Source organism: Desulfuromonadaceae bacterium, from assembly GCA_019429445.1.
Classification (GTDB): Bacteria; Desulfobacterota; Desulfuromonadia; order Desulfuromonadales; family JAHYIW01; genus JAHYIW01.
Window position 1 is genome coordinate 21,462 of sequence record JAHYIW010000007.1, and the last position, 12,701, is coordinate 34,162.

At 54.3% G+C, this 12,701-nt stretch carries 12 protein-coding genes; all 12 read right to left on the reverse strand.

All coding sequences use genetic code 11. The features are described 5' to 3' along the window. Nucleotides 1-194 precede the first annotated feature (194 nt). A complete protein-coding gene (locus K0A93_03675) occupies nt 195-1,976 on the reverse strand; it encodes a HAMP domain-containing protein (GenBank protein MBW6511204.1) in 1,782 nt (593 codons plus the stop codon). Between the two features lie 3 nt (nt 1,977-1,979). Continuing rightward, on the reverse strand, nt 1,980-2,960 hold the full coding sequence (gene phnD, locus K0A93_03680; protein ID MBW6511205.1) for a phosphate/phosphite/phosphonate ABC transporter substrate-binding protein: 981 nt from the start codon (nt 2,958-2,960) through the stop codon (nt 1,980-1,982). Nucleotides 2,961-3,219: 259 nt separating this feature from the next. After that, on the reverse strand, nt 3,220-3,795 hold the full coding sequence (locus tag K0A93_03685; GenBank protein ID MBW6511206.1) for a rubrerythrin family protein: 576 nt from the start codon (nt 3,793-3,795) through the stop codon (nt 3,220-3,222). Nucleotides 3,796-4,190: 395 nt separating this feature from the next. Continuing rightward, nucleotides 4,191-4,568: a hypothetical protein gene (locus K0A93_03690; protein ID MBW6511207.1), complete on the reverse strand. Its 378-nt coding sequence runs from the start codon at nt 4,566-4,568 to the stop codon at nt 4,191-4,193. A 14-nt stretch (nt 4,569-4,582) separates the two neighbouring features. Next, a complete protein-coding gene (locus K0A93_03695; GenBank protein ID MBW6511208.1) occupies nt 4,583-5,074 on the reverse strand; it encodes a hypothetical protein in 492 nt (163 codons plus the stop codon). Nucleotides 5,075-5,082: 8 nt separating this feature from the next. Then, nucleotides 5,083-5,868: a TIGR04255 family protein gene (locus tag K0A93_03700; GenBank protein MBW6511209.1), complete on the reverse strand. Its 786-nt coding sequence runs from the start codon at nt 5,866-5,868 to the stop codon at nt 5,083-5,085. Nucleotides 5,869-5,921: 53 nt separating this feature from the next. Next, a complete protein-coding gene (locus K0A93_03705; protein MBW6511210.1) occupies nt 5,922-6,758 on the reverse strand; it encodes a hypothetical protein in 837 nt (278 codons plus the stop codon). 77 nt (nt 6,759-6,835) lie between these two features. Next, on the reverse strand, nt 6,836-9,373 hold the full coding sequence (locus K0A93_03710; protein ID MBW6511211.1) for a GIY-YIG nuclease family protein: 2,538 nt from the start codon (nt 9,371-9,373) through the stop codon (nt 6,836-6,838). A 2-nt stretch (nt 9,374-9,375) separates the two neighbouring features. Continuing rightward, nucleotides 9,376-11,007: an Eco57I restriction-modification methylase domain-containing protein gene (locus K0A93_03715; GenBank protein MBW6511212.1), complete on the reverse strand. Its 1,632-nt coding sequence runs from the start codon at nt 11,005-11,007 to the stop codon at nt 9,376-9,378. Continuing rightward, nucleotides 11,004-11,468, reverse strand: coding sequence for a GIY-YIG nuclease family protein (locus K0A93_03720; protein ID MBW6511213.1), 465 nt, complete (start codon nt 11,466-11,468; stop codon nt 11,004-11,006). Before K0A93_03720 ends, K0A93_03715 begins: the two co-directional genes overlap by 4 nt. Then, nucleotides 11,465-11,926 (reverse strand): KilA-N domain-containing protein, encoded by a 462-nt coding sequence (locus K0A93_03725; GenBank protein MBW6511214.1) that lies wholly within the window; start codon nt 11,924-11,926, stop codon nt 11,465-11,467. Before K0A93_03725 ends, K0A93_03720 begins: the two co-directional genes overlap by 4 nt. Before the next feature lie 100 nt (nt 11,927-12,026). Next, on the reverse strand, nt 12,027-12,662 hold the full coding sequence (locus K0A93_03730; protein ID MBW6511215.1) for an SAM-dependent methyltransferase: 636 nt from the start codon (nt 12,660-12,662) through the stop codon (nt 12,027-12,029). Nucleotides 12,663-12,701 lie beyond the last annotated feature (39 nt).

The following is a 12,701-nucleotide window of genomic DNA, read 5'->3' on the forward strand; positions in this document are numbered from 1 at the left end:
GTCGGCATACGATAAACCGGAAAACGTCGGTCATTGCGTCTCCGGTCGTGTCCGAGGAGCCTGTCCGGGAATAAGGGCCGCAGCGAAAATCCAGAAGTTTGAGGGCAGATTTCAGCTCATTTGCAGCCTCATAGCCGTAGCTATGGGGCAAAAAGGAGCTGAAATATGAGTCAAACAGCTGGGTTTGCAGCCGGTCATTCATTCTCAGACAGGGTACTAGGCAAACAAACCGTGACCGTGGTTCCGTGATCGACAGAACTTTCGACGTGAATATCTCCGCCATGGGCATCGATGATTGCCTTGCAGATGTACAATCCCAACCCGGTTCCGGACGGAGCGGTATTGGCGGTATTGGCACGGTAATACTTTTCAAACAGATGCTTGCGTTGCTCTTCAGTCATGCCGATGCCATGATCCGCGACGGCAATACACACTTTTTGTTCCTCGGTCACAACGTCGAACGCAACCGGTGTTCCCGGCGGCGAATACTTGACGGCATTGTCAAGCAGATTATCCACCACCTGAATCAGCCGGTCGCGATCGGCAGCAACCCTCAATGGCCCGCCGGGGATATTCACGGTCAGTTCGTGATCCGGGCATCCGGCGCGAAAATTCTCCACCGCCTCGACCAGAACCGGTTGCAGATCAATCTCCTGCGTCTGGACACTGATCGTTCGGCCGGTTTCGATGCAGGTCAAATCGAGCAGCTCATCGACCATACCGGAGAGCCCTTCCGCCTTGCCGAGAATCGCCTGGCAAGATTCCCGCGTCGTTTTCTCATCGAGTACCCCTTGCAACAACAGCTCGGCGAAACCGATGATCGTCGCCAGCGGCGTCTGAAATTCGTGAGCAACGGTCGATACGAATTCACGTTGAAACTCTTCCGCCCGCCGTTCTTTGGTGATATCGAGCATCACCCCGACAATCCCGGCCAGAAAATTGTCCTGATCAACAAAAGGAGCCTTGTGAAAAACGATCTGCCGACATTGGTTGTCAGCCCCCTTGACCTCCAGTTCATAGCGCACCGGCTCTTGCCCACGCAGGACCTCGGCATCTTTGAGCAGATGAACTTTTGCCTCCGCCACGGTGTAGAGATCCACCGCCTCACGATCAATCACATATGCCTTGTCATGCCCCCAGAAATCACAATAAGCGCGATTGCACCCCAGCATCTTGCCTTGCTGATCTTTATAGAATACCGGCACAGGGATGTCGTCGAGCAACGTCTCCAGAAATTGTTTCTGATGCACAAGCCGCTGTTCAGCCCGCCCCAGCTCCTCGACCATCATGTTGAACGCAGTGATCAGCTGACCGACCTCATCCTGCACCACCACCGGCAATGACAAGCTGCGCGCGCCACCCGCCAACGCCTTGACCGCCTGGGTCAGACGCGTAATCGGTCGCGCTATCTGCCGACTGGCAACGAGAGCAACCCCCATGGCGAACACCCCGGTGAGGGCGATTGCCGCCAAAATCTTCACCACCAGACTGTTGACCGCATCGTTCAGCGTGGCGGCGGAGAGCCCCAGATGAATAGTGCCGGGTCCCCCGTCAAGCACCGGGACCGCAATATCGTAAATCAGCTCCGCTCCACCAAGATCGACCCGCGCCAGACTCTGGGTCTGTCCCTCCGGCAACGGATTGACTGTCGGCAGATCAACGGGGTAAGTGCCGGCAAAGGAATGGGCCAGGACTTCGCCGTGCGGCCCCAGCATGAGGATATAGTCAATATCTTCTTCGCCCTGCCGCTGATCCTTTGCCAGATAATCCAGATAGAGGGTGTCGCCTTCGATAAAAGCGTTGGCACTGAGCGTGCTGAGCAGCTGCGCAATCGAAACGCCGCGTTTGAGCAGCTCCTGCAACAGCTGATCAGCAAAATGTGCCTTGAGATAAACGCCGACGACAATACTGAAACCGGTCAGCAGCGCGAAGGTCAATACCACCAGCTTCGCGCGCAATGATAAATATCTGGACATAAATCACTGTTCCCCGGTGCGTGGCCGGGCACCCCGTTCGATCCGCCGGATACCGTCGTAGGCTGCATCGTTCGACAGCACAAAACGTTTGATCATCATCCCGTCAAGAATGTTCTGCCCTTCCGGGTCATTGTGCATGGTCAGCAGCACATTCCGCAACCGCGTCTGCACCGTCTCCGCAAGATCCGGTCGCACCACCACCGGTGGAATCCCGTACGGTTCCGATCTGGAAACAATCCTGACCTTATCCACCAGTTCAGGATTGGCCACGGCCAGATAATCGTAGATCAGGCTGTCCACCGCAGCCCCGTCAACCACCCCGCTGGCAACCGCCTGAATCGACTTGTCATGCGCATTGGTATAGACAACCGTGCTGAAAAACTTTTCAGCGGTTTCACCACGCTCGGCCAACATGTAGGTTGGCACCATGCTGCCGGTATGTGATTGCGGATCGGTAAAAGCGAATTTTTTGCCCCGCAGATCATTGAGCGATGTTGCAAAACTCCCCTGCGGCACAATCAAATATGAAAAGTAAACAGTTTCGCCACCGGGAGTTTCCGGCACGACCAGTAATTGCAGATTGAACTTCTCATGGCCCAGCACGTAAGGCCCCCCGCAGACAAAGGCCAGATCAAGCCCCCCACTGGCGAGCAGGTCGTTGAACTCCTGATAAGTGCCGCGGTCGATGATTTTGACTGGCTGCCCCAACTTCTTCTCCAGATAATCGGCCAACCGGCGGTAATAGGTGTACCCTTCACGGGGAGTGATCATCGAACCGATGCCGAGGTTGATAGTCTCGGCGCGGAGGTTGAACTGTCCCGGTTGCGTGGAAACAGTGGCCCGCTTGCTCAAATCAACGGCCACCGGTTGCGGTTCATTTTTGCAGCTGGACAACGTGAACACCAGGCAGAGCAAGCAGAAGGCACTGAAAAAAAGACCGGGCAAAGACGACCTTCGGCGATTAAAAACCGGCGGGGTATCCATGAGTAAACTCCTTCCCCCCTCTCGTCTGTTTTATTGATCAACAAATCGCGAACGCCACCGACCCTGATCCCCAACTCAGCACCAGGATGATCAGTAGCGCCAACTGCCATTTCCCTTTTTGCATAGCAATCCTCCTCCAGAAAAAGACTCAGTCAGGAATTTCCAGCCGGGCCATTGCTCGCGCAACCCCCCTTTCGGGGCAGGATTCATGCGCCTGATTTTCCATCATCCCCTCCGGTCCAACGATCATCGCTGAAAACTAGTAGTTCACTTCCTTGATCTCGAAGTAATTCTGACCGTGCAAACAGGCCGGGCATGCATCCGGAGCGCTCGCCCCTTCATGGACATAGCCGCAGTTACGGCATTTCCAGCGCTCCGTCCCCCCTTTACGAAAAACCTGCCCGGTCTCAATATTCCTGATCAGGTGCAGATAACGTTCTTCGTGCTCGACTTCAACGGCGGCAATACGCTCAAACGCGGCGGCAACATCAAGAAAACCCTCTGCGGCGGCAACCCGCGCAAATCCCGGATAAAGCTGAGAATGTTCCTCTTTCTCGCCAGCCGCAGCGGCTTTCAGATTCTCAATCGTCGTCGCGATTTTCCCCGCCGGATAGGTCGCCGTGATCTCGGCATCCCCTCCCTCAAGAAACTTGAAAAAGCGCTTCGCATGCTCCCTTTCATTATCCGCAGTTTCAAGAAACAGTGCCGAAATCTGCTCGTATCCTTCTTTTTTGGCCACCGAAGCAAAATAGGTATAACGATTGCGCGCCTGCGACTCTCCGGCAAACGCCTTGAGCAGGTTCTGTTCAGTCAGGGTTCCCTTGATACTCGCCATCACTTCCTCCTGTCGTAGAAATAAACCGCTATCGCGGCGAAAAAACGTAATTCCTGTCCATAAAAACTTCGGGGGATAACTTCTTGATAGCCCGATGCCGAGCCCCTTTAACTAGAGGAGTTTAACATGGATTATCCGAACAATCACGCTTTGTTGATCTGAATTAACGTCACCTGCGCGTGCGGAAGCTTAGCTGGGGCAATGTCCGCTTCGTTGGGGCGGGATCTGCGCCTTGCTCCACGTTGGAGACGTTTCAGTCAGACTTTGCGGAAGATCCGTATTCCGTTTGCGGTTGCAAATCCCGATTGCCCGAACCGCCGTTCAATTTGCTCAATTCCCGCTGGATGGGGTTTTTTTCAATGCAATTTCAGCCCCCCTTGTCCTGATTTTCAAGTTCAGCGTGAAACGAAGTGGGAATTGGCTGCAATCTGCAAGGCGATCATCTTCTGTGCGGGTTTTTCCGATGGCCAGCCGGTGACATTGGCATGATTCCGGTTGCCTGGAACCGGTGCAGCAACCACAGTCAGTTGATGGCCCTGGTATGTGGCAGTATGATTTTCTGCTCTGCCGTAAAGAGTCTTTCCGATCTGCCGGGCAACATTTTCGGCAATGTCCCAGAGAGCATTATCGTCAAGACCCAGATGCCTGGTCACGGAGAGATCCGCATGGGGGTGGGGGATAAATGGATCAGCCTTCAAGGTCTGATCATGGCGGATATGCGATTTGTGCAGCACGAACCGAGACAAGAGCTCGTCATCGGCAACCGGCGGCATTGTGTCAGCACCTTTCATCGGGCCATAACGCGATGGATCAGGTTCATGATGGCTTCGGGAATTTCACCAAAGAAGGGTTCGGTGCCGTAAGCCTTACTGCCGCCGATCAGGGCCGCGTAGTGGAGTTCCCCCTCGGGGCTGATACTGGCCGAGAGGGTTCGGTGTGGAGACCGATACCATTCCATCGTCAAGTGGCCATCGGCTTCTGCGCCAAGCTCAGGATTGGGGGCGCCCAGTGGAAGAGCCTTGAGGAACTGCGCCGCAAATTGATATGTCTCCTCGGCCACCGGCTCAGCTCCATGACCATCCCAGTTGCCCTCGCGACACTCCACAAATTGCAGCCAAAGCTCATCATCGGTCTTTTTCCCCAGACAACCGAAAGTCAAGGAGCTTTTCAGCAACCTGACGCTTTCTTCTGATTTCTGGCTGATGAAGCGCGAGGTTTCGCTGGACGCTCTCGATGATACGGTCAAGGTACTGGCGTAACGGTTAGCTGGATATGTCATGGCAAAGCTCATCGCAAGTTCTCCAAGGTTTTCTCTGTGATTGTGCCAAAAAAGATCTTATTTTTCAACCAGCGCATTTCTGCGAAGCAGCGAGCGAGTTCATCCGTCGGAAAGGCTACTCCCGTCGTGGTAAAGACATCAATGTCAAGAATCAGCCCCGGTCCTCTGCCTGTGTCAGGGTCAGCCGGCTGAATCGTGCGAATAAAATTGATGGCGTAAGCGTGGCCAGGTACAGCATAGGTTTCATGGTGCATAAAGCCCATGTAAGGCAGATTCAGCCCTTCAGGTGGCTGGGGTGGATTCTTCACATAGTCGCTCAACTTTGGGTCATCGATTGGCAACTCGATGCGATTGATATAACGTAACCCCAACCGGTTGATTTCGACAGGACGGGCAATGTCGCAAAAAATCCGCCAGAGGTCGAAGCCTTCTTCGGCGAAAGTGGTCCAGTCCGGGTAAGGTTCCAGACGACTGGCAACAAATCCATCTCGATTGAATTGCACAATCTTCTTTTGATCGTCGGACTGAAAACGCAGACCTTTCCACCCCAGATCGCGTACACATTGTTCCGGGTTGCTACCCGCCGCAATTCTCAATTCATGCTCGAATTCCCGATGTGAATCCAGAAACCGAAAGTCTGCGAGTCGTGGTTCGAGAGCCTGACGTACAGTCTCTTCCTCGAAGGGCTGACTAGCGTGCGCCCGAATATCCAAGACCGCCTCGATTACAGGGGCCTGCGACAACTGGGGGAATTGTTCGTCGATATTGATGGCGATTTTCTGTGCTGGTTTCATATCTGTCATTTTCCTATCATAGCAGTTGTTTTTTTCTTTGCTTCAAGAAATTATCATTGCTTTGTTTGGGGTCCCCTGCTCCGTTTGAAGTCGCGGATATCCCGTTCCATGGCCTTTACTTCCTCGGCAAACCATGAGTCGTTGACCAAGCTCGACAAAGCAAATCCTCCCTGCTCCAGGACTGTCAACATCGTATCGTAGCGGCGCTTGTAAAAATCCCAGGTGGCAAGAGACTTGCTCCTGACTTTTGCGTCTTTGTGAGTACGCATCTGCTGGTAGATGTCCTTGAGGAAACGAACCTGCCATGGCAAATATGGGAATCCCATCGCCAGAATCGAAGGGTCGAGAACCGGATACTTGCCGCCGCTCATTTCGTGGAGTGATTCAAGGGCGCGATTGAGGTAGATGAAAGACAGACCATTCCCGAACGACTCAACCCGGAAGTATTCATTATGGGCGTTGCACGCCGCATCAATGAACAGCCCAATTGCCGGGATGTTCTTCTCTTGCAGGTAGGCGTTGACGAGGGCCTGGCCGAAAAAACATTCCACATTCTCAAGCTGATAATGCTTGAATTTTCCGGACGTAATGATCGCTCTGAAATAGACATCTTGCCCCGTCAGGCGGTGATGCAGATCCTCGGCAAACTCGATGAGATACCAGACCAGGTAATTCTTTTTCTCGTCAGTCACCGCAAGCTGATTGTTGTATACCAAAATAGTATCTGAAAACACGATGGTCTTGAATGCCCCATGCAGGTGCACGTTCAAGCTGTCAATCGTCGCAAAAATCCGTTCGACCTTGCGTGGCTCTTTGATCGCCATCTCCGTGAAGCCAAGAATGTCGATATAGAGCAGGAATTTTTCTGCTGTCGGATCTTTTTTTTTCATTTAATTGGCCCCCCACACACTCAGCAATAAATCGGTCGATCTGCGCCAGATACCGTTAATTGTGTTGCGCTGTCCTCTCACTCCTTCGCCACCACCGTGTCATACAGCCCATAATGGCGAAGCCCTTCGTGGCTCTCAATTCCAGTGTAGCGGAGAGAGGCATCTTCGTAGCGGCGGAACGCAAAGACGGCCTGGTTCATCTGCTCAGTGTTAAATACCTTCAGGCGCACGAGCAGGTGGAAGCCCTTCACTGTCAGACCAGTGACCGTTAAAAACAAATCCGGTTCGAGCTTGGTGATGACATCCTGAAGGGTGTTCTCGCGGAAGTCGGTCAGGTACATGAACGCGGGGATGCGCGTGGCGAATTTGATCAGTTTCTCCTGAACGAGCTTGCGCTTGGACTTGTATTCCTTCTCCTCCGCAGTCAGCTCCTTCTTCTCCTTCGCCGTCAACTCGCCGGTCTTGGCCTTGTTCTTGAGGTCCTTAACCTTGTCGCTCTTGTTAATGATCGTCTCGATGATGTTGTCGCCGAGCGCGCGCCAGCCCTCTATACGCTCCACAGCAGCCATTGCTTCGGGATTGTCAAAGACGCGGCGCAGGGTGTCGTTGTCCACGTTCACCAGCAGCGCCGACTCCCATTTGCGGGCCAGCAGTGTGGCCGAGGTGCCCGACATGGCGATATCGAGGATGCCGCCGGCGTCGATCTGCGTCATGTTGGCACCGTCGTAGGCAAGCACTGGCAAAAAGGAGACGAGATCCCTGACGGCGTTCTCCGGGTTCGGTTCGTTAGGCGAGAGTCCGATCCCGTATTCGGACAGTTGCCGCAATGCGCGGGTGGGAGCGAAATCGAACACGAAGCAGACGGGCTTGAGGATTTCCTCTTCGTTCGGGTTGTCACCGTTAGGGTTCTTGATCGACCAAGGCGACTGCACCCGGAATGCGGCTTGAAAGTAGGTTTCGGGCGACTTGAGATTGCGCAGCATCAGGATGGATGACCATTGCGCCACGGTCACGCCGGTGGTGAGCTTGCCACACGACAGTGTGATGGTCTTGGTCTCAAATCCACTCCCGATGGCTTTGCGCACGGGAGGCAAGGCCTCCAGGCCGATACCCGCCGAGACACCGGCGGCAACGACCACTGAATAATCGTGCCAGAAGACATTGTGCTTCTCGGTCAGCAGGTTTGCCATCGCATGACAGGCCGCGACGTTGGGCAGGAACCAGAATGAGTGTTGCAGGTAAGGGAGCAGGCGCACATCCGAATACGGAAACGGTGGCCGCGTACCCGTCTTCAGATGTTCAACCGATTTGGTCGCGTACCCACCACGGATAATGTCCAGCCACTTCTGCACATCGCTCTTATGCTTGAATTGAGCCTCTTTACCCGTGCCCGAGGCCTCGAAGAAAGTGTTAAGATCAAACTCGTCAAACTCGCCGCCACTCGCGATGGCGAGAAGTTCATCCGGCATCTGATAGGTCAGCAGCCGCATCTGCGGCAACGCACCGTAGGGGTTGCGCTGGCCTGGGTGCCGGGTGGCGAACTCCTCCTTGGCGCGTTGCTCGTCGGTGTAGGTCCAGTTGAAGATCTGTTCTTCGATGAACTCACCGGTCGCCAGCGCCTTGAACGGCGTGCCGGAGAGGTACAGATAAGCCTTGGTAGTAATAGGCAGGAACTCTGTTTCCTTCTCCGAGAGCACGGTGAGGTCTTCGTTCACATCCTCCAAATCGGCGGCGTATTCGAGCTTGGCCTCCTGCTTCGCGACGGCTTCCTCCTCGCCTTCGAACAGCTCCTTGGCGGTCTCGCGCCAGGCCCCGAAGTGGTACTCGTCGAACGCCACAAGATCCCAATTCACCGCGTGGAGCCATTCGTTCTTCGGCTTGATATTGCCAGCCTTGTCCCGGCCAAGCAGATCCTGGAAGGAACCAAAATAGACGACTGGCTTCTTGTTGTTAATCTGGGTCGGGTCGCTGCCGGAAGAGCGTGAAAGGTATTGCCAGCCGTCGAAATCAACATGACTCTCAAGATCGGTCTGCCACGCATCTTCGACGGCAGGCTTGAAAGTGACGACCAACACCCGCTTGGCCCCGAGTTTTTTGGCCAATTGGTAAGTGGTGAAGGTTTTGCCGAAACGCATCTTGGCGTTCCAGAGGAAGCGCGGGACCGCGTGCATCTCCTCGGTCCATATCGAATGGAAGTAGGCGTGTGTCTTGTTTACCGCCTCGATCTGCTCGCGGCGCATCGGGAATGTTTCGTGGTGGGTGCCGGTAAGTACCTGGCCGATCCGGAGTTCGGTAAGCACCGTCCGCACATCGGCGACCGAGCAGCGCATCCATTCCAACTCGGTGTTTTCGAAGCCCTTCCTGGCGAGCGCCACGCGCACCTGGTGATCGGTGAAAATCGTGCCATCGTCGCGCTCGGCGGACTCGTCTAGTTCTATCGTGTAGTTCTTGATGGCGGCCGTCTTCACCTGCTCGGCGACGCGCTGCTTCACGTTGCGCGTCGTCTGGCCCACCTTGAGGAGGCCCTTGTGTGCCGGGTCGTCAATCGAGTAGGCGTAAATGCGTGGCCGAGCTTCTGGCTTGGGCGCGAGGATTTCTTCGATAGCCTTAGTCATCCTCAGAGGCTCCACTGTAGTTCCATCGGGCGAACAACCTTCTCGATGAACGCAATTTCACTTACTGAGATGTCATATTTCGCGTAGAGGTCCTCGGCTGTCCATTTCCTGTCCCAATCTTGCGTGGGGACAAAGGTATAGACCTTGCGCGTGGTGTCTTGGGATGGTTTGTGTAGAAGAATCAGGAGGCGCGTCAACCGGCAAGAAAGGTAGGACAAAGCACTTTCTGCCTCACTCTTCGAGTCGAACGGGCCGATGCAGAGATAGGTCTCTGAAGAAATGCTGCCCGGTTCCCCGAGGAATGGTGTGCTGATAATTTTGTGCGGATAGGTGTCTTTGTTGCCGGTGCCAGGAGCAGCCCGGCCAACGTAAATCTTCCACTTGTCAATGAGGTGCGTGTTAGACGAAATTGTGCTTCTAGCAACGTGTCCCTTACCGCCGTTCTGATAAACCATTACGTCACCGGCGCTCTTGGCAACCTTGCCCTTGAACGTTGTCTCTAGCCCGAATGGCTTTCGGGAACTGACTAATTGGTCGAAACGCTTGTTTTCTGGTAGCAAAAGCGAGTGGGTTTCCCCATTTTCGACAGCAGCGACCTTCTTGAGGATCGACAGACCTTCATTGAAGCGGATAAACACGTCCACCCCCTCTTCAAGCAGCTGACGGCAGGCCGTCGAATCAGGCCAGTCCTTGAAATGAGTGGTGACGCGGCATTGGCCGGGATTGTCCCGATCCCAAAGAAAGTAACAAACTCCCCCCTTGAGACCCACCCCTGGAAAAACGTCCGCTGCGCTGAGATAATCGTCAATTGAGCGCAGGCGGTCGTCGCTGAGCATCGACTCTCGAAACTCATCCAGCCCCTTGCCCCCGGCAAACCAGCGGGCAGGGATAACCATCGACAGGTAGCGTGGCTCTAAAGCCTTTGCTTGCTCTACGAATAATTGATAGATGGGCGCGGCGCTCGTTCCGTATCCGCCATCGTCCAACTGGTACGGCGGATTGCCGATGATCACGTCAAACTGCATATCGTCTCCAAACAACTCGGCCATCCGAGTCTTGATGTTGTCAGTGTGAATGAGTGCGTAGGCGTGGGTTTCTAGCCCTTTGCCCCGGTCCAGTTCCGACTGGCTGGCACCGCAGAACGTGCATTTTCCGCTGGCCCATGTGTGCTCAACGCGCTCAAACCAGATGTTGCCTGTGTCACTCGTAAAGGATCTGGCAATGGAGTGCTGTCCACAGGCGTGCTTCGAGCAGTACAGGCTCCGGCGTGCCAGCAGGCTGGTGAGATGCGTGATACCGATACCGTACACCTGGTTGGTCAAAATATGTTCAACGCGATCCTCAAGGTCCGGAATTACGACTGCCAGACCTTTGGTAAGCCGACTGGTGATCTCACGCAAAAACACTCCCGATTTTGTGAACGGGTCGAGGAACCGCACCGAACTGTCCGCCCAGATGTTCGCGCCATTATGGGCAGTCGCCCACGCCTCGGCGAGGGTATCGAGCATCCGGTTGGCGAACTCGGGCGGCGTGAACACCTCATCATTTGAGAGGTTCGCAATGCAGGTCAATACGTCAGGGTTGCGCCCACGAAGGGAAAAACTGACCTGTCTCGGGCCGGCGACGCTGTTCATAGGCACTCCCCATCGTCATTACGTGCAATGGATTCCGCGACTGCGCGCGGAATGACAGGATGTATTGTGACATCCTGCACGAAGTCAGACTTGTCACCCTGCGCGAAGTCAGACTTGTCACCCTGCGCGAAGTCAGACTTGTCACCCTGCGCGAAGTCGCAGGGTCCAGAATCGATCCAGTCTGCAGCCAGGTCAACCCAGTCCGGGTTGCTCTTTTCAATCAGGTCAATCTTCCATTGCCTGTTTCGGTTCTTGATCTTCTTCTCAAGACGTATTGCCGAGGCAATATCATCGCCGTGGGCGAACCAGACCAAACGAGTCACATCATATTTGCTGGTGAACCCCTCAAGCAGATGATGCTTGTGCTGGTATATGCGCTGCTCCAGATTACTGGTAACGCCAGTGTACAAGGTGCCATTTTTCTTACTGGCAAGAATATACACAAAAGCCTGTTTCGTCATTGCACACCTGCCAGAATAGATTCTGGATCCTGCGACTTCGCGCAGGATGACACGAAATGCTCCGCGCAGGATGACACGAAATGCTCCGCGCAGGATGACACGAAATGCTCCGCGCAGGATGACACGAAATGCTTCGCGCAGGATGACACGAAATGCTTCGCGCAGAATGACACGAAATGCTCCGCGCAGAATGACTCAATTGTTTTGTTCCCCTTGCTGCCGGATTGATTTTTAACCGTATCGAATTCGACACGGTTAAAATTCGGATTATTCAACATCTTCCAAATACCCAGGAATTCGATGGATGAACGCGTACGCATCCAGTTCTGGATGACAAACCTCGGATCATCGGCATTCTTGAACTTGGCGATATCCGTCAGAGAAATAAAATCATCCTGATCAATCCTCTGGATGCGGATGGTTTCATTTAACACAACAATCTGGCTGTTCTTGCTCATCAGAAACCCCCGTTTCCAACTGTGGCGAATCCGCCATAATTAACCCACCCCTCGACATAAGGCGTCTTGCCGGGGCTTTTGCGTCAATCTTCGTCATACTTCACTCTCCCCCCAGAGCAGCCAGGTCACTCACCGACAGCGGCAGGTAGATTCTGGCTGGCTTGAAAATTTCGTGTTTACCAAGATGCGCGAAGAGCGTACCCTCCTCGCTGAGAGATGACATCTGGGAGAGGGTGTCCAGACGAAAATCGCGCCGCTGAAACTTGCCCTTGCCGAGGTAGCCCCACTCGGCGAAAGTGATCGGTTGGCCATCCTGGGTGAGCATCGTCAGGGCGTCACCGTGAATGAGGTTTTGCGAAAGGACAAAGAAGGCAGCTCGATAGAGGTCATCCGACTCATCGATATTCAGGTAGTCACCGAAGATATCCAACATGTTCGCGCGACACTCGGCAATGTTATCCGCCAAGAGCTCAATGCCGTAAGCGCACATCAGCGCAAGAAGAGCGTAGTGCCGTTTTTCAAAGTCGGACTTTCCGAATTTGAGTTCGACCGCAGTGAGCTTGCGCTGCAAAACCCGGACAAGGAAGTTTCCGCTCCCGCACGCTGGCTCCAGAAAGCGCGAATCAATGCGCTCGGACTCGCCTTTGACGAGGTCGAGCATCGCCTCGACCATCCACGCGGGTGTGAACACCTCCCCGTGGTCAGCAACACGTTTTTTTGACTTGATGAGGCTCATGGACAAATTCCTACAGAATGCTCTTCACGATCGGCGGCG